Raw genomic sequence first — 22,035 nt, 5'->3', positions numbered from 1 at the left:
TCCATTGTTTTTAGGCCAATCCGACAATCAACCTGCGCAGATAGGCCAACTCAACCACAACCAACCCTGTCCGTATTTACCACCCTTCTGTCTTGATTCACCCTTCAACCGAACACCGCAGCCAGCCACACTGTCCGACACTTTCACAACCTGACTCATTCCTAACCGGAGCCTGATAAATGACCATCCCAGTACTGACTGTACTATTCGCCATCCTGTCGATCGTAATCACTAAGATGCCGGTGGCATACGCCATGAACCAACAGAAAGGCGGCTACAACAACCGCTACCCGCGAGATCAGCAGGCGCAGCTGACTGGTTTCGGCAAACGCGCACTCTCCGCTCACATGAACAGTCTTGAAGCACTGCCAGTCTTTATTGCAGGCCTGTTCTGCGCGTTGTTTTTCCAGGCAGACGAAACTCTGGTTAATGCCTGTTGCCTGCTATTTATCGCTGGCCGGGTGCTCTACACGGTGTTCTATTGGATGGATGTTCATGCAATGCGCAGCCTGAGCTGGGGCGTAGGTTTTGTCAGCAGCTGTGTGCTGGTGGTAGCGCCGTTATTGAAGTGATCGGTGCTTTTGGCTAACTGCCAATCTGGGTTAAACTTTCCCTTATCCATTCAGATCTGCCTAAGGAGGCGACTGTGAACAGAGACCAGGTCTTGGAGATTCTATCTCGTTGCAAGCCAATTCTGCAGGAGCGTTATCGCTTGTCTGCGTTGTCTCTGTTTGGCTCCACGGCGCGTAATACAGCTAACGATGACAGCGATATAGACATCCTCATCGACTTCGATGGCCCTGCCACCTCAAAGCAGTTCTTTGGAGTTCAGTTCTATTTAGAAGATATGCTCGGTTCTTCCGTTGATCTGGTTACCCGCAAAGCACTGCGCAAAGAACTAGAGCCTTATATTAATCAGGATCGCATAGATGTCTGATCGTGAATGGCAGTTCTATATTCAGGATATGATTTCCTGTTCTGAGAAGATTCTTAGCTATACCGCAGATATGACTCAGGTTGACTTTGAATCCAGCAGCCTCACTTACGATGCCACTATCCGAAATATCGAAGTTATCGGTGAAGCGGCAACTCATATTCCACCGGGTATTCGAGACCAATACCCAGAGGTCCCCTGGCGAATGATGGTAGCAACAAGAAATCAGCTGATTCATGGCTACCTTGGTATCGATAACGATATTCTCTGGAACATAGTTTCTGAGAACATTCCAGAATTACTCGTGCAGCTCGAAGAGCTCAACAATAAATAACCCTGAGCCATCCCCCTTAATTATTCATGTTCACCCACGCCAGACACAAACAATGGTTTATCCTGCTACACCGCTACCTCGGTTTAACAGCCGCGCTATTCCTGATTGTTACTGGCATAACCGGGGCAGCCCTGGCCTATCACGACGAAATTGATGAATGGCTGAACCCGCAGTTGTTTTATACCGCCGAGCACGGTGATCAGTTTCTGGAGCCGAGTGAATTATTCCTGATCGCACGACGCCACGTCGCCACATTTGATGGTGAGTTCAACACCATGCCATTGAATTTCCGCGATGGTCGGTCATTACTGATCTGGGTACGTCATGACGGTGGCTTCAGTCAGTTATTTATTAATCCCTACACCGCCGACATCATCGGCCTGCGCGACCCATCCGACCTTGGCCAGAGCTTGCGAAACCTGATGGGTTTTATCTATAAACTGCATTACACCTTATGGATTCCAAATAACTGGGGCTATTGGTTGTTGGGTATTGTCGCCCTGCTGTGGACGCTGGATTGTTTTATCTCACTGGTAACAACCTTGCCGGTAGTGAAGGTGTTTCGCTTACGGTTATTTTTCAGCCGCTGGAAGCAGAGTTTTAAAATGCGCTGGCGCAGCCGTGGTTATTCATTTCATTTTTTATTACACCGCTCGGCCGGTTTATGGTTGTGGGGATTGTTACTGATTTTTGCCTGGTCGTCGGTGGCATTTAACCTGCGCGATGTTTATAAACCGGTGACCTACACGGTACTCGGCGAACCACCGGCTACACCCTCTGCAGGCCATCAACTTCCGGAAATGAAGATGTATAAAGCGCTGATGTTCGCCCGTCAGCACGCACAAGATTTAAGCGAGAAATACCGACTGGAACTCGGCCTAGAAGGTTCAATCCGCTACAGCGAATTCTCCAACAGTTATGTTTATCGGTTTAATTCATCCCGGGATCTCGACCCACAACTGACCCGCAGCCGGATATACATCGATGCTAATAGTGGTCAATTATTAGGCGAATACTGGCCGAGTGAACAACACGCAGCAATTACCGTAACTCAGTGGTTATACGGTTTGCATATGGCGGAAGTATTCGGCTGGCCTTATCAATTACTGGTGTTTTTATTGGGATTAATGATCTGTTATTTCAGCTACAGCGGCATCGTTATCTGGTTAAAAAAACGCCAAAACCATCGTGAAAAGAAAACTTCACACTGACTTGTTCTTTTAACGACTGAGCCATTATGTAATCTGATGGGCCAATTGGTAATTCACAAAACCAGCGTAACGAACATCCGCGTAAGAACGGCGTAAAAAGTTGTCCAAAACAACAAGAGTTCACAGTCTGTTCATTTTCATTCGGGTATAGTCCGGGCCAGTTAAACAGCGAATGATCTGATTTATCCATCAGACATGCGCTGTTTTTGTATTACACGTAGATTCAGTGGAGATCCCAGTGACACGTATTGTTACGTTCCCTTTCCTGTTGGCTTTACCTATCGCTCTGTTAACTGCTTGTGGTTCTGATTCCAGCAGCAGTAAAAAAGCCGAAAACGAGTTCACCTATTTCGCCAAGCCCGCCAGCGAAACCATTTTAAGTTTTAATAAAACCAACAACGAAATTAAAGAGGTTGTTTCTAAGCCCAAGTTGCTTGATCTGGCCGACCAATACGACAGCCAGGGCCGCGAAATATTTGGCACCATGTTTTATCTGAAAGATCAGCGTTGGTATCAGGTGTCAGCCACCACGAATGCGGCGTCTCAGGTCAGCAGTGCATTAATCAGCAACGAAGTGTGCGACAACGAAGCTTTTGGTTCCGTTGGCAAAGCCTATCTGTTTTATTCCACTCCCGGCGCCGACAACGATTGTGGCAAGACCGCCGACAACCGTTACTGGCGCATTGATAGCAGCCAGACCAGCAGCGAAGCACCACTGGCCATTGCCAATGCTGCAGTTGCCGATAACTACGATGCGGACGCCGTGGTGATCAATAACAACCTGACCGGTATGGTGATTCGTACGGGTGAACGTGGCGATACGCTGTTGTACGCCAACTTAGATGGCGAAACCGTGCAGTTAAAAAACGGCATTGATGCTCCCGTGCATGTCTTTAATTTCGCTAATCACAGCTCAGTGATCCTGCGAATTGGCTCAGACCTGTACGATGTCACCGCCACTCAGCTAGCCGCTGGCGAGCTGGGCGAAGCCTTCTACACCAGCAGCAACAGCTGGACCGAAGCCGAAAGCCTGCACAGCGGAACTTTTGTCTACGCCGATTCCGCCAAGCTGTATCACTACGACCTGGCGAGCAAAACCTCCACTCTGGTTTATAACGACAATGGCGCAGATAACAGCAACCCAAGTGCCGATATCCGTAATATCGATCTGGGTCAGAACAGTGCCATTGTACGTACTCAATTTGGCGCTTTGACGCGCTACAAACTGGTGAATTTCACATCGGTATCTGCTCCGGTTGTTACCGAACTGAACCTGACCATCGCCAATGCCAGCAGCACGCTTTACGCCGTTGAAGGTGGCTTTGTGTCTGGCGGAGCCAACACTGATAAAAGCCGGGTAGCCAGCTTAATCAGCAACGCGGGTAAAGTGACTAACATTGAGAACGCCAGCTGGGTCAACGTCGGCAGCCCAATCAATAGCGAGAACAATCTGCCCGTGTTACTGAACTATGGCGAAACCAACAACAGCCTGGTGGCCTGGTCTGCGGCGCAATCAAAACCGCTGCACGTGCTGGCACAGTTTGATAAAAGCGTTGAAGCGGTTCGTCTGGACCCTTACACCAGCAAAAGTGGCGTTGCACTACTGAGTACGCTGGATACCGATGGCAGAAATTACGGCGGCATTTACAGCGTGAATGTGCTTAAAAGCAATAGCCTGAAGCGCATTGGTAACGACACCGGATTCTCCGTATTTCATTAATGCTAAGGTGCTGTATTCAGCAGAAGTGGCAACCCTGAATTTGCTAATGCATTCAGCAATGGGATAGACGTCTCAAATCGTTTATCCCGTCGCCGCTGCTACTGATAATTTACTTCCTTATATCAATGAGAATGGATATCATCTCTGGGTTTTATCCGCTTCATGAAATAAGGAAGTATTAATGAAACCGGCGCTGCCACTTCTCTCGCTACTGATTAGCCTTTCTACGATGGCACAGGCAGATCAGAGCACCAACCATCAGCTTAAGTTTGGCATTGCCTACAAGCATATTAATGCTGCCGTACCACACCAGAGCGACGTATCTCGCATTGATAAAAGCAATGATTTTCCCGCCGTCGCGATTGCTGTTTCAGATCGTGTGTCACCCTATTTCAGTACACACCTGGAGCTGGCTACAGGGATCAAAAACCAGACGTCTGATTATGAGAATGAAAAAGATAAAACAGCGCAATATGCCGCTAAACTCGCCTACAGCCTGAGTGCACTGGCAAAGGTTCGCCCACTTGGTAATAAAACCCTGACGCCATTGTTAATTCTCGGTCTGAATACCGCAGAATTTAAATATAATTTTCAATCATCAAAAGAGCGCACCGGTAAAATTACCTCAAGCGGTTTTGTTTATGGCGCCGGTCTGGAGCTGAAAGTCGCCAGCGATCTCGACCTGTCACTGACTTACGAAAATATTGCTCACTTTCACGAGGACGTCAGTGCGGTTTCTCTGGAGGCCAATATTTATTTTTAATCTGTTCAATCCGGATCTGTTTATTTCAGGCCATTTGATTGAACGATTTTCAGACCAACCAGATAAAGCAGTTCTGACTAAGTTCAGAATCAGAAAAATAAAAAACCGCCTTCAGGCGGTTTTTTATTTTCGTTATTTTAACTGCAAATCTGTAACGGTGTTCACTGAGGAATTGGACCAAACGCCGCTTCCAAAAGCTGTTTCAGACTTGGACTGAAGTGGGTTTGTTCAGAACCAAAGCTATCAACCACAACCACTTCAACTGCATTGTCATCTCCAGCCGTTTGTAACTTGATGGACTTTGCAGTGGCATTATAAGCAGGCGCATCGATCAGCAGAGTCTTGGTGCCATGCCCCATCCATACAGCCTCAACCTGGGCTTTATCATTTTTAATGCGATCCAGCAGCTTTAGAGTTACGCGCTTTCCAGCAACGGTGGCACGGGTAACATCAACCACTTTGTTACGGGTTTTGTCCACCAGAACAGCGTTGCCACTGATCACAGTTTGACCAGCCGCTTCTTCCAGCACGTTATTGCTTGAGTGGTTTTCAACCACCATCACGCGGTATTCAATGTTCTGACCTTCGCTGATTTCATAACCCTTAATCTCAACTAACAGCTTTTTGAATACCCACGGGCTGTTGATGATTTTACGGTAGCTATCCGGTGACGTGGTGCTTTTTACCAGGTTTGTTGCAATCACGTTATTAGCATTTGGCAGCTTAAATTCTACCCGCTTAATTACGTTTTGTGTCTCCGGGCTGCCCGGAACCTGAGTTGACTCAAGGCGAATATCAATGCCACTTATACCGCTGACATCCAGGTTGGGATAAACGAAATTATCAATCCCACCGATGTTTTCAGTGGTGAAAGTTTGTACACCAGCCAGCGAGGCTGATGCAGAAACCATAAGCAATGAAGAAACTAATAATTTTCTGAACATAAGAAACAACTCCGTGTTGTGTTAATCGAAGCCGGAAAATTAATCGAATCAAAAACTCATTAGTACTCAATTTATTGTATTGTCAGTAAATTAGGTATTTATCATTAGATCACTCATCAAGCAATTAAGCTGTCGATAACAGCGATCATAATGTAACCAAATCCAATGGTCGCCGGTAAGAAACCGGCACACACCATCACCCTGCCAAGAACGGTATCGCTATTTCCCATATTCGGATTAACAGCTTTAGCAATAAACCCGGCGGGGTTGTACAACAGCCCAATACAGAAAATCGCAATAACAGCCGGTGGAATCTGCAACTGCAAATGAATAATGACAAAATACAGCACCGCCGCCAGGCCAGTCATTATGGTGTAATCCACATGGGAACGAATCAGATTATGAGTGGCGGGAAATATCTTTTTCAGCCATCCGACTTTGCCATAAATAATCAGTGTTGCCAGCCAGGCTTCAATCAGTGAAATCAGCATAGCAAGGGCTGCAGTAACCAGCAGCCATTCAGGTTTTGGCGTCCAGTCAGTAATGGGCTGTGCCATCAGAGTTCCATCAGGAAATACCACGTTTATTTTCCTTTTACAGTGATTTATTTAATACGTTCTTTTTGTACCACAGGCGTCCAACAAAGCCGTCAGCAATCCAGGAAAAGGTTGGCAATACCCCACGTTTTCGTAACCAGTAATTGTCTGGTATCGGCTCCTGGTTGCTAACATTCTCCGGGGTAATATCCGCAATAACAAAACCTTCACCCTGTTCCCGGCTGCGATGTGCCAGCAGATTACCATGACCATCAATAATGGCGGCCTGCCCCTCCAATTGGCCACGATACGGCATAAACGGAACACTTGGGTGCCTGCCTTCGAAATGACCACAGTGAGAGGCGTGAATAACCGGACAACCAATGAGTCGGGCACTATGTTGAACCGTTGCAATAACGTTCTCCTGATTGCGTGCTTCCATACTGTGGGTCAACCATGCAGGCCAGTTTTCCGGAATGCTCCACCAGTGTGAGCCACCTATCAGCACATCAATTTTTCCCTGCAATCTCCGGGATGTTTGGCTGCGTAAGAACTCCCAACAAACTGCCGTACCTGTGCGGATACCATCAATATCGCCCAAAACGCCATCGTCACCAGCTTCTCCATTTTCGTAATACGCGGCCTCCCACATGGTGGGTAAATCTTTATCGTGATAACCCACCAACTCGCCCTTGTTAAAGCATAAATAGCGGTTACGAACACCACCAGGACTGCCATCCGATTTGGTCAGACGACATAAAAACGAGCCACCAATCACAACCTGATGCTGGGCAGAAAACTGCTGCAGAAAGGTCGCCGACGGGCCGTTCTCAGTTTCGATAGCGCTTAACATTTCATCGGAAAAATTAACGCCACTGTTAAAGAACTCCGGCAAGGCAATCCACTCAGCCCCGGCTTCGAGTGCTTGCAACGCCAACCTTTCACACGCCTGCAGATTGGCGGTGACATCGGCAATTTTTGTTTCAAGCTGAATTGCGGCAACGCGTAAAGAAGATTGTTGTGCCATTTCAGACCTCTGTGCGGTTGGGGTTGGTATGGGGTTATTCTGCCGACACGGATAAAAAGCAAAATTGCGGGCAAGGACAGCACTATGGTATTTTCGGTCAGACACGTTTATCGCTGACGACCGATGCATCATATCTCCACCATCTACGCCCGCTTTATCTGCCGCGAACTGGGTTTAACAGCCACGTCTGCGGAGCCGTTACTGGCGGACGCCACGGTGGATTTTGACCAAATCAACGGTGAAGCGTTTATGCCTTATCAGGATTTTTTTGCGTTTTTACGCCGAATCCGGGCCTTCACTCCAGACCCGTTGCTGGGCCTGAAAGTTGGGCAAAAACTGGCGCCAGCCTCACTGGGTGAACTCGGACACGCGATTTTATCGGCTCCTTCTCTGGCACAAGCGCTGCAATTACCAACCGCTTTTGTACAAATCCACGCTGGTTACTTTCGCCTCGATCTGATTCCCACCCAAACCGGCAGTAAGCTGGTGTTTGTAGAGCTGGTCGACCTGGCCGATACCCGTCAGTTTCAGACCGAGGTGATGCTGATGATGTCGCAGAATCTGATTGAAGCCGTTACCGGTAAACCGCTGGCAAAAGGCAGGATTTGCTTTCCCTACGCAGCACCAGACAACGCAGAACAGTACCCGCATTACTTCAATAGTCAGTGTGAGTTCAACGCCACCCATGCGACGCTGGAGATACCCAAAGCCGATCTGGAGATTGCCTCGCCGTTTTATGATGCCATTGCCTGGGACAGCTACCAACTGAAATTATCGCAGCAATTGAATAAGCTGCAGCAGACCAGCAATCACCCCTACAGCGATCACGTGCGGCGTTTTTTATCCGCCCAACCACCTCCTCTGCCGGATGTTACCGCCACCGCCCAAAGCCTGAATATCAGCGAGCGTACGTTAAACAGGCACCTGAGTCGCGAGGGTAATAATTTCCGTGAGTTACGTAATCTCGCACTGAAAGATTATGCCGAGTTCTATTTACGGGAATCGGACCTGACGATTGATGCCATTGCGGCCCAGCTGGGCTACCAGGATTTTTCCAGCTTTCGCCGCGCCTTTAAACTCTGGCACGGCTGTACTCCGGGGGAGTTCAGGTTACGAAACCAATAACGATTCATACATCGACACCGAATAGTCTGATTCAATCAACAGATCTGCGTCTTGATAGTTGTACGGGCATTCAGTAGTATTCGCGCGCTTTTTTACATATTTATCAAGGAACGATATGCGCGCCGTTGCCTACCTGCCAGTCACCCTTCTTTCTGTACTTGTTGCCGCTTGTGGTGGTGGCAGTGATTCCGATTCATCCGAGCCTATCCAGAAAAATGTCGGTATTCATGCAACTCCCGGAACCGCCGCCAGTAATACGATTATTTACGGGCATTATCAGACGGTTTCCCGAGCTCAGTTGCCACCGAAGTCAGAGTACTTTAAAACTTTTCGCCAGACTGAAGTGGTAAACAGCATCCCGGCAGCACTTAAGGTGTCGACCGATAGCCCGGCCCCCTATAAAAAGATCAAAAACTTTGTTGAGTACACGGGTAAGCCCGCTGAGCACTCAAGCACAAGTTATTTTACGATTGAAGCTGCGCCTAAGCTGCTGGCGACGCTGGATATCACAAATCAGTGGTACAACAACCTGCACACCACGACCACCACAATAACAAACAGCAATAACAGCAGTGCGCCGCAGGTTGGTCAGAAGAGCAGCTCCGTTCAAAGTGCTGACCTGCTGCAATACCCTTCCGGTAATCCGGCAGGAAACCGCTCCAGCGATGTACAGTCTACATATCAGGGCGTTGAAGATATCACCGTTGGTGGAGATCTATGGAACACTTTCAAAGTGGCTGTTACTGATAGCCGTGCCCAGGCGATCAGCGGTAACCTGAGCAAGAGCACACGCACCAGCGCTACGGGAACCATGTGGCTGGAACGTCGCACCGGCACCTTGTTAAAACTGACCTCAAAAATGAAATTTGAGCGCATGGACTTTCCCGGTATTAAGCTGGATTTTGAAATTACCCAACGCTTACTGGAAACCAATGATCCGGTGCTCTTACAACAACGGGTTAATGCCAATAACAGTGCAACGTCATCCGCCCGCATTGAGCAAAAAACCGTGCGCAATTTCAGCGAAGACGAGCTGGAATCAATGGCACAAAGCTATTGGCAGCAACATACCACTGTCCATCAGCCAGAAGCTCTGGAGCTGATGTAAACCGCTGAAAGTCGGCTGGTTCAGCCCCGATTCAGCGGGGCTGACATCTGCTGACAAAGTTCAGACATAAGCCAGATACTTTCCCTTTCCCCACCTGCTTATGCTGTTCTCCGAACTGACAGGAGAACACTGATGAAAGCTCTAAAGACATCCAATTTACGTACGGCTCTGCTGGCTGCCACTCTGGCTTCGATTGTCGGCCTGACGGGCTGTGGCTCTGATAGCAAATCCAACAGCGCTTCCAGTAATTCAGGAAGCAATACCGGCAACAACGGCGGCAATAACTCAGGTAATGTCACCAAACCGGGCACTGGTCAGCAAGCGGATGGGTTATTTGCCGTGCGTGGTGACTGGGCCATTATGGATGGCGAAATTACCTCCAAAATCGTCGACCAGCTGAACACTCTGGTAAAGAACAATCCGCAGGTAAAAACCGTTGTGCTGCAAAATGTTCCCGGCTCCAGCGACGATGAAATGAATCTGAAAGCCGGTTTGCGTTTACGTCAGTTGGGACTGAATACCTATTTACCACCGGGTGGTGAAATTGCCTCCGGCGGCGTGGACCTATTCCTTGCCGGCAAAGAGCGTTTCGCCGCTCAAGATGTCCTGGTGGGTGTCCATTCCTGGGGCGGCGATGGCGTTAAGGATGCCAGCACTCTGCCCCGCGATCATGCATCGCATAAACCGTATCTCGACTATTACAAAGCCCTGGGCATCAACGAAGATTTTTATTGGTACACCATCAAAGCCGCTGACGCCGATAACATTCACTGGATGTCGAGCGCTGAGCGTAAACAATATGGCATCACCACGCGGGCAGCGACTGAGAAAGAACTGAACATGATTACTCATCATGCCAGCACAGATAAAGCCATCGGTGCTTTATTCTCTCAGTACACCTGGGTAAACGCCGCCAACAAAAAACCAATTCATATCTTTGCCTCAAAAACCGTGGCGCCTTTACAAATGGCCAAAGCCCGGGCGGTAATGCAGCACTACCTGACCAATGAAAAAGGCCTGCAAAACAAAGATAAAATGAGCGCCAAGCTGGGCGATGACCAGGCCAGTCTGTTTATGTTCGCTACCCAGCAAGACTCGGAAGCCGCCTTTAATGGCAGCCTCGGACAATCGGCTCTGGCTCAACATGGTCAGGACTTATACGCCAGCGAGGTGTTTGTTGAAGGAACACAAAATTATCTGAAACGCAGCGAAGCCAGCGGCCGTGATGCTACCTATGAAGAAATCCTGCATCTGGTTCAGGGCCATGGTTTAGCGTCTGCGGAGAAAGCACTACAAGAACGAATCGTCACCCTCGCCAACCAGGCTCTTGCGGATAAAAGCTGGAATCCCAGCCAGGAAGACGTAAACGAATGGCAGGCTGAAACAGACCAAAACGGTTACACCTCTTTGAACTATGAATATCTCGCTGCAGCAGTGGAAGGTTTTTACGGCCTGTGGGGCTATTCCGATCGTGGCTTAGACGGCTATCTCGGTACGACCCGCCTGGTTCAACAACAAAAAGATCCGGGTGGACTGGCGTTAATTAAAGAAGTCTGGCCGTCGTACATCACCACCAGCATGCCAATCAGTGCTGATTTCCCAGCTGGTGAAACCTTCAGCCTGCAGTACAATTCTGCGCTGGAATATACTAGCCAATCTCAGTACTTACAGCACGTGCACCTGACGGGCAGCAACAACAGCAATATACTGGGTAATGATCAAGCTAATATTTTGCGAGGCAATGAAGGTCACAATATTATAGACGGAGCAGGTGGAGATCAGGACGTTGCGGTATTTTCTGGCCTGCAGCGTGAGTATCAGGTTTCTCAACAGGGTAAAGAATGGCATGTTTCTGACAACATTAACGGTCGCGATGGTCACGATGTGTTACTTAACGTCGAGTTTATTAGCTTTAGGGACAATGACAGAGTGAATGTGAATGACCTCTGAAAGGCAACACGCGACACACAAACCGTAAATTAAAAAGCACAGAAAACGATGAACGAATTTGCAGAAAAACACATTCTGGTGGTTGAGGACGATGCAGAAATCAGCCGCCTGCTGACGGTGTTTTTAAAAACCGAGGGTTTTAATGTTCAGGTTTGCCAACGTGGCGATCAGGCGCCACTGGCGGTTCGCCAGGCCTCGCCCGACTTGTTAATTCTCGACATTTTGCTGCCCGGCCAGGATGGCTTATCGGTTTGCCAGCAGGTTCGTTCGTTTTATCAGGGCCCGATTCTGATGTTGACCGCTTGTGAAGACGATGTGTCGGAACTCACGGCGTTTCGCTCTGGCGCTGATGATTATGTGCGCAAGCCGATCCGCCCGGATGTGCTGTTGATGCGCATCCAGGCATTACTGAAACGTTGTGCCACGAGTACGGTTCAGTCTGAGCAATATCGTTGCGGACCGATTGAAATTATTCCCGGTCGTCGCGAGGTATTGCTCAATGGTGAGGTCGTTGAACTGCAAAGCGGCGAGTTCGATTTACTCGAATTACTCGCCCGTCATCAGGGTCAGGCCGTGAGTCGCGACCGCTGTTATAAAAGCCTGCGTGGCATAGATTACGACGGTGCCGACCGCTCGCTGGACATGCGCATTTCGTCATTACGCAAACGTCTGGGAGACCAGGCACCACAACGATTTATCAAAACCGTGCGTGGCACCGGTTATATGTTGGCAAACGATGAAACCCGTTAGTTTTTTCTGGTATTTATACGGTGCAGTGGCACTGGCACTGGTGCTGACCATCAGCGCTTTATTTCTCACCATCCACCTTGTTGAACGTCAGGATGACTGGGAAGATTTTGCCCGTGATATCCAGCAGCTGTTACTGATGGCACGGGTTGAATGTGGCACCGAACATCTGCAGAACCCCTGTGTAAGCAATTTAATTAATGATCACGGTTTTGAAATCAGCCAGCAGTTTTACGCCGACAGTAACGGAAATGACGACGCCAATATCGAGAACGATAAAGACAGCGATTTCATCGATGGCTGGCCGCATCTGGATGAAGACATTCTGGTATTTAAGTTCGCTTCCGGATTTCAGGCTCAGGTCACAAACCAACCTGCCCTGTGGGTGCGTGATAATCCCGAACACCTGGATGAAGCAGCACGTAACGACAGTCCTGCGGATATCTTTGTCACCGCCATCGGCATCACGTTATTACTATTAGCATCGATTGCATTATTTCTTTACTGGCCGGTTAAGCGTCTGATCCGCTGGTTACAGCAGCTGGAACACTCCGCCGACTCACTCGCCAGAGAAGACTATAACGTGCATCTACCGGCATTAAATGTCAGCCCGTTTTTTCAATTGTCGGAACGCTTTAACCGCATGATTGAAGTAATCCGCAACAATCTCGAAGAAAAACGATTGCTGGCCAATGCCATGGCACACGAATTACGCACGCCGTTAAGTCGTGCGCGACTGGCACTGGGGCTGTTACAACGACAGCCAGAAAATGAATTCCAGCAGGAGTTGTTATCCGACCTGGATCGCTATCTGGATGAGCTGGAAAAAGTGACGGATAACAGCTTGCAGCTGGTGCGACTGCAGAATTCAGAACCCACGTTGAGTGAGCTGCCGCTGGATAACTGGATCAGACAGAAAGTCGTCAGTCGCCAGGGACACCAGAGTCATATTGACTGGCAGATGGCATTAACGCCCTGCTCGGTCGCTGTGGATGAGCGTTTCTTCACACTGATTATCGATAATATTTTCAGCAATGCAGAACGCTATTGTCAGCAAAGCATTCGGGTAAATTTAACCACCCGGGGGAATCAGGCGGAATTAATTGTGGAAGATGATGGTCCGGGTATTGCCGAGGAACTCATTGAACAGGCACTGCAACCCTATCGCCGCTTAGACGACAGCCGTGATCGGCGCTCCGGTGGTATTGGCCTGGGTTTAGCGCTGGTTAACAGTGGCTGCGCACGGTTAAATATTGGCCTGTCACTGCAAAACCGGGATTCGGGTTTATCGGTGCGGCTGCGCATTCCGCTGGCTAATCCGAACCACTTTCAACAATAATTCGTGATTAACCGTTTCAAAAATAATTCACGCTCACCCGCTTCAATAATTGACAACACAATCTGTTTAGCCGGGAATATTCTCGCGTTGCTGTTGATGGCGATTCAGCAGCAAACGCAGCCGCGCCGGTTTTAACGGTTTATGCAATAAGGTATAGCCAGAAGCTTTGGCTTGCTGTAAACGCTCTTCGGCGGTATCTCCGGTGATTAATACGCCGAAAAAATCATACCCTTGCTGGCGTAATTGATTCATCACCTCAATACCACTGACCTGATCTGGCAGGCGTAAATCCGACAACACCACGTCAGGATAAAAGCCTTCTGCAGTCACTTGCTGAACCTGCGCCGGGCTGTCAGCCGTTTTTACCTCACAACCCCAGCTATTGAGCAGCAGTGACACACTGTCGAGAATATCGCGATCGTCATCAATCAACAGCAAGCTCAGTGATTCCAGCGTTTGTTCTGCAGATGACTTATTTCTTTCGCTATACTCATCAGGGTCACAACAAACAGAATCACAACCGGGCAAAACAAAAGAAAAACAACTGCCCTTACCCAGCACTGAGCGCATATAGATGTCGCTACCAATGCTGTTCAGTAACCCTTTTACAATCGAAAGGCCGAGACCCAATCCCTGACTAGAATCTCGTTGTTGGTTTTTCACCTGAAAATATTCTTCAAAAATATCCTGCTGATGCTCTGCCGCAATACCAACCCCGGTGTCCCACACCTGAATTTCAACCTGTTGATCCGCTCGTCGACGCACACCCATAACGACCCGCCCGCTGTTGGTATAACGGATGGCATTCGACACCAGATTGAGTAATACCCGGGTCACCATGGTGTAATCGGTGTTCACTACTAGCGAGCTCGGCATAACTCTGAGCGTAATATTCTTTTCTTCCGCCGCCAGTTTGGTACTGCGATAAACATCATCCAATAAGGTGGCTACGGGAACCGCGGTAACATGGGTCTCCAATGTCCCGGACTGAATTTTGGATAAATCCAGAATAACATTCAGCATACTGCGCAGCGATTCAGTGGTTTTATAAATACCGTTCACCAATCGCTGACTGATTTGATTTTTATTCTGTTGTTGTAACGCATCGGCATAGAAACCCAGCGCCTGTAACGGTTGGCGCAAATCATGACTGGCCGCTGCCAGGAAGCGGGACTTGGCCAGATCACTTTTTTCCGCCCGTTCTTTTTGTTCACGATATTCGTCTGCCAGAATTTTATTAGCAAAGCGCATTCGAATGGAGTTTTTCAGATCGGAATTAATAGTGTGGGCATAACGGGTAAGAATCACGAAATAAAATAATGCGACCCAACCAACCGTATTGATCTCTTCGATATTGACCGCTGCAATGGTGAGATACCAGAACACCAACATAAACGGAATAATAAAAAATAATACATCGGCAAATACGGCGCATTAGCGCCAAGTGCTCCAGCACCCAGACCAATCACCAGTAAGGAAAAATAGATAAACTGATAGGTGTAATCGACATCAGAAAAGTTGTAGTCAAGCAAACTTAATAATGGAAAACTCCAGATTATCCCGGCGATACAACCCGACAGCGCCGTCATATTGAGGCGGAAGCGATTGATTTTCGGGTCGTCTAACGGATGTTTGCGGGTGTACCAGAGATAAAACCAATTCGCCAGGCTATTGGATACGCTGGCGATTCCCCAGCAGGCCACCCAGAATGAATCGAGTTTGTCCCAGAATAAATAACAGCTGGCGATTGCGGTAACGATGGGACCGGGCAATCCACGCAACATTTGTTTTTCTATCACCGCAAGTTGTTCGCGGCGCATAATATTGGTTGGAATTGCGCTCATTCCCTGGCCATCCATACCTAGTTATCGATCGGAACATAAACTCTGACAATAGTAACAGAATCGGTATTTTTACCTACCCACATCCGTAATTACCAAAAGCGCCCGCCCTTGTGCTGTAAGTAAACATTACTTTTAATTAACTTTTGTTAATCATCTCCGGGACAACCGGATCACCGGGACGGCGGTCTGCTAAACTCAGTGTGTTTCTATTATTCCCGTGACCTGAATGACCCGCATCTCCTCAACTAACCGCGGCTTTACCCTGGCCGAACTTATTACCGTTATTGTCCTGGTGGGAGTATTGGCTGCGATTATCCTGCCGCGCTACAGCGATTTTAATGACGACAGTAAAGTATCGACACTCAATGCCACCGCAGGTGCCATTGAAAGTGCGTTGGCTCTGGTGCACAGCCAGGCATTGCTGCAGGGCCAAACCACAGGAAACGGTTCCGTTGTAATTAATGGGGTTAGCATCCCGTTGTTTAACGGTTACCCGGCAGTGGATGGCAGCTCCAGCTTTGTCGATATTAATAATCAGATTCAGGCCTGGCTGGATATTTCTTCGGTTGATCGCAATACCGCCCGGAACGATAGAAACGCAGCGATCTTTTTTACCGATAAAGCCAGCGCATTTAATCAGATTTTTATTTTCTTCAGCGAAGACTACGACAGTAAAAGCGTTTCCTTCCCATGCCAGATCCGCTATCAGAATCAGACATCCGGTACCGGTCCGGAAATCCGGGTATTAACCACCGGCTGTTAAGCGGCTTTTTTTATAGGGATATAGCAACAACTCCGCTTTCAATAGCTCTTTATTCTATAAGCACCAAAACATATAGAAATAAAGCTTAGTTTTTTAGGGTGTTTTTTGACATTAGTCAGGGTCTGAGTGCCGGAATGAGACTAACAACCGTAAACCTTTTGCTTAACGGTCAACTATAATAAGCCAACCTTTTTAACATTCAGATCCCATCGTCGTGCAAAAACTATTTTTATGTTTACTCCTGTTTTTTCCACTGCTGTTCTCGGGGCACAGTGTTAGCGCGCAGGATCTGAGCCAAAAACGTATTTTATTGCTGTTTTCCTATCACTCGACCTTTCCAACCAGTACCAAAGTTCTTGATGGCCTGCACCAGGCATTCGCTGATAATCAGCCGATTCTCGACGTCGAATACATGGACAGCAAACACATTAACGACGACGCCAGCCAGCAGCTGTTCCGGCAGTTGCTCGGATATAAGCTTAAGCGCCTGCCCGCCTACGATCTGATTATCACCGCCGACGACAACGCCCTTGATTTTGTTATCGCCAATCACCAGCCGTTATTTGCTGGTGCCCCGGTAATATTTTTAGGCGTAAATGATCTGAACAAAGCGCTGTCACTCGAAGATACTCCATGGATTACCGGAGTCGTGGAAGCACCGTCATTTGCTGACAGCCTGTCTGTTGCCAGAGGCCTGTTCCCACAGCGCGACAACGTTTATGTCATCGTTGATAACCGGGTATCGGGCCAGTCGGATTACAAATCTCTGCTCGGTTTCAAACAGGATTTTGCCGATCTGCATTTCCACCCACTCTCGCTGCAACAATTGAACTGGCAACAACTGGGCAACCAACTGAGTCTGCTTGGTAGCCGCGACCTGGTGCTGCTGTTATCGGCCTACAGTGATAAAGATTCAAACTTTAAAACCTTCGATGAAAGCCTGGCGTTTATTACCGAACACAATCAGGTGCCTCTGTTCCACTTTTGGGAGCACGGTATGGGTGACGGTATTCTCGGTGGCGTGCTGGTCAGTCATAAAGAACAAGGACTGCAAGCCGGGATGATGGCGCGCCGGGTACTGTCGGGTGAATCGATCGACAACATAAACATTCTGGCGAACAGTCCGAATCGGCCGATGTTCGATTTCCAACAGTTAAAAACCTTTGGTCTCCAGCGCTCACAACTGCCGCAGGACAGCCTGGTGCTGTTTCAGCCAGAATCACTCTGGTACAAATATCGCACTCAGCTTTCAGTGTTAACTCTGTTCTTCCTTATGTTGATTGGCGCCGCCATGTACCTCATCAACAACAACATCAAGATGCGCCGCCTCAGCCACCGCCTGGCAGAACAAACCAGTTTCTTCCGCCTGCTGATGGCCACCCTGCCCGACCTGGTATGGATCAAAGACCCTAAAGGCGTATACCTGGCCTGCAATAAACGCTTTGAGCAGTTCTTTGGTGCCAGCGAAAAAGACATCGTCAACAAAACCGATTACGACTTTGTTGAAAAAGAGCTGGCAGATGCCTTCCGCAATAACGACCTGCTGGCGTTAAATTCGAATTCCCGCTCGATCAACGAGGAACAGATCCAATACGCCAGTGATGGCCGCACCGAACTGCTGGAAACCATCAAAACCCCGGTGTACGACAAACAACACGGGCGCTTATTGGGAGTACTGGGCGTCGGCCGCGATATTACCCAGCGTAAAGCAAACGAAGAGTCATTGCGGCTATTAGCCAGCGTGGTGAAAAACACCGCCGAAGGTGTGGTGATTACCAATGCCGACCGTCGCATCATTGAGATCAACTCCGCCTTCAGCGAGATCACCGGCTACCAACGTGAAGAAGCGCTGGGCAACAACCCGAGCATGCTCAAATCCGGCGAGCAAGGTCCCTCGTTCTACGCCAATATGTGGCACAACATTAATGATCGTGGTCGCTGGAGTGGCGAAATTTATAACCGTCGTAAAAATGGTGACATCTTTCCCGCCTGGCAAACCATCAGTGAGGTGCGCAATAACGCCGGAGACATAACCCACTACGTTTCCGTCTTCTCCGACATCAGTGAGCTGAAAAAGACTCAGGAAAAGATCTCGTATCTGGCCTATCACGATTCACTGACTAACCTGCCAAACCGCGTATTGTTAAAGGAACGTCTCGACCAAGCTATCAAACACGCCGATCGCAGCGGCCAGTCGTTTACCCTGATGTACATGGATCTCGACAACTTTAAGAATATTAACGACAGCATGGGTCACACCGAAGGTGACCAGTTGCTGATTGATGTTGCCGATAATCTGCGCAGCATTCTGCGGGAAAAAGACACCATTGGTCGCCTTGGTGGTGATGAGTTTGTTCTGCTGTTTGACGATCTCGATCACCCGGAACAAGCCGCTCACCTGGCGGAAAAAATACTGGAACATATCCAGCAACCGATTCAGTTGAGCAACAATGTGGTGAATGTGTCCGCCAGCATTGGTATTTGCATGTACCCTCAGGATGGTTCGGATGCCGGTGAGTTATGGCGAAATTCCGACGCCGCCATGTACCGTGCCAAACAACTGGGACGTAACACCTATAACTTCTATACCGAAGAGCTGACCCGCCAGGCCTCTGAACGTATGCAGATCGAAAGTGACCTGCGTCATGCACTGATTCGTAACGAATTTGCGCTGTATTATCAGCCGCAAATCGACACCGAAACACAGCAAATCATCGGCGTTGAAGCATTGATTCGCTGGATCCATCCGGAAAGAGGCCTGGTGCCGCCGGATCAGTTTATTCCGGTTGCTGAAGAGACCGGCCTGATCCTCGCCATCGGTGAATGGGTGTTGGAACAGGCCGCCTGGCAGGCCAAGACCTGGCTCGATCAGGGCATTAATATCGGTGCTGTGGCGGTTAATATTGCTGGCCCCCAAATCACTAAAGAAGACCTGACAGAGAAAGTGAAGTCGGTGTTAAAGCGCTATGATCTGCCACCGCAGCATCTGGCTCTGGAGCTGACCGAAACCTTCATCATGACCAATGAACAAACCATCCGTCACCTGCAGCAGCTGAGTGAACTGGGGATTGAGCTGGCAATCGATGATTTTGGTACCGGTTATTCGTCACTCAGTTATCTGAAAAAGTTACCGATCCATAAGCTTAAGATTGATAAATCTTTTATTGGTGATATTCCGGTTGATGCCGATGACATGGCCATTTGTCGCACCATCATCGCCCTGTCTGAAAACCTGGGATTAAGTGTGTTGGCCGAAGGTGTGGAAACCATGGAGCAGTCGGATTATCTCAAACAGCATGGTTGTATTCAGGCTCAGGGATATGGCTACAGCAGACCACTGCCAGCGCCTGAGCTGGAAGCCTTTTATTACAATTGGGTTGGCCAGGACAAATCAGAAAAAGCCAACGTAAAAGCCCCTGAATAACCCGCCGAATAAGCCCAAAACAACCAGAACAAAGCAGCGCCATCCGCAATATCAGCAACTGACATTCAGCGGATGGCGCTCAGCTTGTTCTATCGAGAATTATTGCAATCAGGCGTTGGTTAACAACGACAACTGCTCAACCAGCTGCTCGCTCAGTTCATCATTGGTTAAGACGCCCTTTTCCCCGTCAAAGTTATCGTAGAACGATGGCACCGACAGACTGCCTTTAACCTCCAGAGCGAAATACGGCGCTGAGCCCACTGCAGAACCCAGTACATTTTGTGCACCGCCTGGGCCCGGTGAAGTCGCCAGTAATACCGCCTTCTTGTTCTGATATACCTTCTGATCAATACGGGAAGTCCAGTCGAACAGGTTCTTATACGCAGCGGTGTAGGAGCCATTGTGTTCTGCAAACGAAATCAGAATGGCATCCGCTTCTGCAATCTTGTTACGGAATGCCTGCGCTGGCGCCGGAATGCCCGACTCGTTTTCACGGTCAGAGCTGTAAATCGGCATTTCAAAATCGTTTAAATCCAGTACTTCAAATTCAGCGTCGGTATTGTTTTTTAACAGCTCGGCTGCGTGGGTAACCAGCGCTTTGTTAATGGACTGACTGGAGTTGGTTGCGGCAAATGCTAATACTTTCATCATCGTTCCCCTGGCCCTCAGGCCTGTGTGTTTAACGGTTTGTTTTGATGAGTTCACTATAGATTCGCCACGAATAAAGATTAATAGCCTGAGCGTGGACTTATTATTTCCATTTGACTCGCAATGGAGTCAAAACTCCCCTATTCTGGGCTTTTCACACTTCTGATGAGGTTGGTAAATGAGCTACAACGGCCAGTTGCTCGACGGTATGGTCATTTTTACCGAAGTTGTTAATGCCGGAAGCTTTACTCTGGCGGCAGAAAATACCGGGCACTCAACCTCTTACATCAGTAAAGAGATAAACAAACTCGAAGAGCGCCTGGGCGTACGACTGATGAATCGCACCACCCGCTCCCAAAGCCTCACCGCCGAGGGAGAAATCTACTTCCAGCAATGTCAGCAAATCATCGCTGAAGCAACCCAGGCACAAAACGCATTGATGGGCCAACAGCTGGAACCAACCGGAACATTACGTATCAGCTGCCCGGCCAGCTTTGGTGAAGCCCAGATGCAACCGGTGTTCTCCGGCTTCCTCAGCCGCTATCCACAGGTTGCGCTGGAGCTGGATGTCAGCAACCGCAAAGTCGATGTAATTGCCGAAGGGTTTGACGTAGTTATTCGCGCAACGCCTCAGCTGGCCGACTCGAGCCTGATCAGCCGCCGGGTGATGACGTCACGTGGCATTACGGTAGCCTCGCCCGACTATTTGAATCGCAAAGGCACACCAAGCCGTCCGGAACAATTAGCGCAACAACACCCCGATCAGCACGAATGTATTACCTACAGCCATCTTAAGCAGCCAAGACTGTGGCAATACCAGAATCAATACGGCAAGGATATTCAGGTGGAAGTCGGCAGCCGAACGCTGACCAACAGCTCGGAGATGATTTTGTCGTTGTGCCGTGATGGCCAGGGCATTGCCCGGATTCCGGAGTTTCTGCTCACCGATGAGCTGCAGCAAGGAACGCTGGTTGAACTGTTTTGTGATCACCAGCGCTTCCCCATCGATGTATTTCTGATTTATGCCAGCCGCAAACATATGTCGTCTAAGGTGCGGGCATTTATTGATTTTGTTGCGGAGGCATTAGCCAACGAAGCTTAGTGCTCTTCCAGTACCGCGAGCAACGTGCGCAGATTGTCATCAATTTGCTGCAGTTGCTCAGGTGACAATTCAGAGATGATATGTCGTTCGTTCTGCAGATGAGCCTCAACCGCCCGGTCTGCCAGTGCAGCGCCTTCTGCGGTGAGCCGAACCAGCTTACTGCGGGCATCTTCCGGATTTGCCAGCCGTTCGATCAGCCCCCGCTTTTCCAGCTGATTCATCCGATGCGTCATGGTGCCAGAGGTCACCATCAAAGTAGAAAACAAAGTGGTTGGCGCCAGGCAATAAGGTGCGCCAGAGCGCTTTAATGTCGCCAGCACATCAAATTCCCAATAACTGAGTTCAAACTCGGCAAACACTTTATCCAGCTTCGGCTGCATTAACGCAGCACAGCGTTTCAGGCGGCCAATCGGCCCCATGGGGGTGGTATCGAGATCCGGACGTTCCGCCTGCCATTGGGCAAGAATGTTGTCGACTTTATCCATCAGTAAATCCTGAGCTGATTCTTCATTGTTA

21 protein-coding genes are annotated in these 22,035 nt (G+C 48.9%); 14 read left to right on the top strand and 7 right to left on the bottom strand.

The features are described 5' to 3' along the window. The first annotated feature begins 179 nt into the window (after positions 1-179). From ACOQOZ_RS02775 to ACOQOZ_RS02750, 6 genes are all read left to right on the top strand, one after another. Positions 180-572 carry an MAPEG family protein gene (locus ACOQOZ_RS02775; protein WP_420590765.1) on the top strand — a complete coding sequence of 131 codons (393 nt, stop codon included), beginning with the start codon at positions 180-182 and terminating at the stop codon, positions 570-572. Positions 573-646: 74 nt separating this feature from the next. Further along, positions 647-937, top strand: a complete 291-nt coding sequence (locus ACOQOZ_RS02770) for a nucleotidyltransferase family protein (RefSeq protein ID WP_420590764.1) — start codon at positions 647-649, stop codon at positions 935-937. Next, on the top strand, positions 930-1,268 hold the full coding sequence (locus tag ACOQOZ_RS02765; protein WP_420590763.1) for a DUF86 domain-containing protein: 339 nt from the start codon (positions 930-932) through the stop codon (positions 1,266-1,268). The genes ACOQOZ_RS02770 and ACOQOZ_RS02765 overlap by 8 nt, the downstream gene beginning before the upstream one ends. 26 nt (positions 1,269-1,294) lie before the next feature. Then, positions 1,295-2,479 carry a PepSY-associated TM helix domain-containing protein gene (locus tag ACOQOZ_RS02760; RefSeq protein WP_420590762.1) on the top strand — a complete coding sequence of 395 codons (1,185 nt, stop codon included), beginning with the start codon at positions 1,295-1,297 and terminating at the stop codon, positions 2,477-2,479. A 238-nt stretch (positions 2,480-2,717) separates the two neighbouring features. Further along, entirely contained in the window at positions 2,718-4,199 is a 1,482-nt protein-coding gene (locus ACOQOZ_RS02755) for a hypothetical protein (protein ID WP_420590761.1), read from the top strand. 181 nt (positions 4,200-4,380) lie between these two features. Next, positions 4,381-4,962, top strand: coding sequence for an outer membrane beta-barrel protein (locus tag ACOQOZ_RS02750; RefSeq protein WP_420590760.1), 582 nt, complete (start codon positions 4,381-4,383; stop codon positions 4,960-4,962). A gap of 161 nt (positions 4,963-5,123) precedes the next feature. Here ACOQOZ_RS02750 and ACOQOZ_RS02745 read toward each other — a convergent pair whose 3' ends face one another. The 3 genes from ACOQOZ_RS02745 to ACOQOZ_RS02735 form a co-directional block, all read right to left on the bottom strand. Then, positions 5,124-5,906 carry a hypothetical protein gene (locus tag ACOQOZ_RS02745; RefSeq protein ID WP_420590759.1) on the bottom strand — a complete coding sequence of 261 codons (783 nt, stop codon included), beginning with the start codon at positions 5,904-5,906 and terminating at the stop codon, positions 5,124-5,126. 116 nt (positions 5,907-6,022) lie between these two features. Next, complete coding sequence (locus ACOQOZ_RS02740) at positions 6,023-6,463, bottom strand: hypothetical protein (RefSeq protein ID WP_420590758.1); 441 nt, start codon at positions 6,461-6,463, stop codon at positions 6,023-6,025. A gap of 37 nt (positions 6,464-6,500) precedes the next feature. Next, positions 6,501-7,469: a carbon-nitrogen hydrolase family protein gene (locus ACOQOZ_RS02735; protein WP_420590757.1), complete on the bottom strand. Its 969-nt coding sequence runs from the start codon at positions 7,467-7,469 to the stop codon at positions 6,501-6,503. A gap of 123 nt (positions 7,470-7,592) precedes the next feature. Here ACOQOZ_RS02735 and ACOQOZ_RS02730 point away from each other — a divergent pair, with 123 nt between their 5' ends. The 5 genes from ACOQOZ_RS02730 to ACOQOZ_RS02710 all read left to right on the top strand — a co-directional run bounded on the left by ACOQOZ_RS02730 (position 7,593) and on the right by ACOQOZ_RS02710 (position 13,738). Then, the gene (locus tag ACOQOZ_RS02730) at positions 7,593-8,594 is read left to right on the top strand and encodes an AraC family transcriptional regulator ligand-binding domain-containing protein (RefSeq protein ID WP_420590756.1); all 1,002 of its coding nucleotides are present in this window, start codon (positions 7,593-7,595) and stop codon (positions 8,592-8,594) included. Positions 8,595-8,709: 115 nt separating this feature from the next. Beyond that, positions 8,710-9,702: a hypothetical protein gene (locus ACOQOZ_RS02725; RefSeq protein WP_420590755.1), complete on the top strand. Its 993-nt coding sequence runs from the start codon at positions 8,710-8,712 to the stop codon at positions 9,700-9,702. 132 nt (positions 9,703-9,834) lie between these two features. Further along, positions 9,835-11,652, top strand: a complete 1,818-nt coding sequence (locus ACOQOZ_RS02720) for a hypothetical protein (RefSeq protein ID WP_420590754.1) — start codon at positions 9,835-9,837, stop codon at positions 11,650-11,652. Positions 11,653-11,700: 48 nt separating this feature from the next. Further along, entirely contained in the window at positions 11,701-12,402 is a 702-nt protein-coding gene (locus ACOQOZ_RS02715) for a response regulator (protein ID WP_420590753.1), read from the top strand. Further along, the gene (locus ACOQOZ_RS02710) at positions 12,389-13,738 is read left to right on the top strand and encodes an ATP-binding protein (protein ID WP_420590752.1); all 1,350 of its coding nucleotides are present in this window, start codon (positions 12,389-12,391) and stop codon (positions 13,736-13,738) included. Before ACOQOZ_RS02715 ends, ACOQOZ_RS02710 begins: the two co-directional genes overlap by 14 nt. 66 nt (positions 13,739-13,804) lie before the next feature. On the opposite strand, the gene ACOQOZ_RS02705 is transcribed toward ACOQOZ_RS02710, so the two are convergent. Further along, a complete protein-coding gene (locus ACOQOZ_RS02705) occupies positions 13,805-15,130 on the bottom strand; it encodes a hybrid sensor histidine kinase/response regulator (RefSeq protein ID WP_420590751.1) in 1,326 nt (441 codons plus the stop codon). Beyond that, a complete protein-coding gene (locus ACOQOZ_RS02700) occupies positions 15,043-15,582 on the bottom strand; it encodes a hypothetical protein (RefSeq protein WP_420590750.1) in 540 nt (179 codons plus the stop codon). The genes ACOQOZ_RS02705 and ACOQOZ_RS02700 overlap by 88 nt, the downstream gene beginning before the upstream one ends. A 226-nt stretch (positions 15,583-15,808) precedes the next feature. On the opposite strand from ACOQOZ_RS02700, the gene ACOQOZ_RS02695 reads away from it, so the two are divergent. Both ACOQOZ_RS02695 and ACOQOZ_RS02690 read left to right on the top strand, forming a co-directional pair. Further along, positions 15,809-16,345, top strand: a complete 537-nt coding sequence (locus ACOQOZ_RS02695; RefSeq protein WP_420590749.1) for a pilus assembly FimT family protein — start codon at positions 15,809-15,811, stop codon at positions 16,343-16,345. A 214-nt stretch (positions 16,346-16,559) separates the two neighbouring features. Next, positions 16,560-19,769 (top strand): EAL domain-containing protein, encoded by a 3,210-nt coding sequence (locus ACOQOZ_RS02690; RefSeq protein ID WP_420590748.1) that lies wholly within the window; start codon positions 16,560-16,562, stop codon positions 19,767-19,769. A gap of 108 nt (positions 19,770-19,877) precedes the next feature. Here ACOQOZ_RS02690 and ACOQOZ_RS02685 read toward each other — a convergent pair whose 3' ends face one another. Further along, positions 19,878-20,420 carry an NADPH-dependent FMN reductase gene (locus tag ACOQOZ_RS02685; RefSeq protein WP_420590747.1) on the bottom strand — a complete coding sequence of 181 codons (543 nt, stop codon included), beginning with the start codon at positions 20,418-20,420 and terminating at the stop codon, positions 19,878-19,880. Positions 20,421-20,595: 175 nt separating this feature from the next. On the opposite strand from ACOQOZ_RS02685, the gene ACOQOZ_RS02680 reads away from it, so the two are divergent. Then, complete coding sequence (locus ACOQOZ_RS02680; protein WP_420590746.1) at positions 20,596-21,519, top strand: LysR family transcriptional regulator; 924 nt, start codon at positions 20,596-20,598, stop codon at positions 21,517-21,519. On the opposite strand, the gene ACOQOZ_RS02675 is transcribed toward ACOQOZ_RS02680, so the two are convergent. After that, positions 21,516-22,004: a MarR family winged helix-turn-helix transcriptional regulator gene (locus tag ACOQOZ_RS02675; RefSeq protein WP_420590745.1), complete on the bottom strand. Its 489-nt coding sequence runs from the start codon at positions 22,002-22,004 to the stop codon at positions 21,516-21,518. The two genes, ACOQOZ_RS02680 and ACOQOZ_RS02675, sit on opposite strands and share 4 nt — an antisense overlap. Positions 22,005-22,035 lie beyond the last annotated feature (31 nt).

It is taken from the genome of Bacterioplanoides sp., assembly GCF_965219715.1.
In the GTDB taxonomy this organism is placed as follows: Bacteria; Pseudomonadota; Gammaproteobacteria; order Pseudomonadales; family Oceanobacteraceae; genus Bacterioplanoides.
Note: the sequence above shows the minus strand (reverse complement) of the source record. Positions and strands in the feature narration are given on the sequence as shown.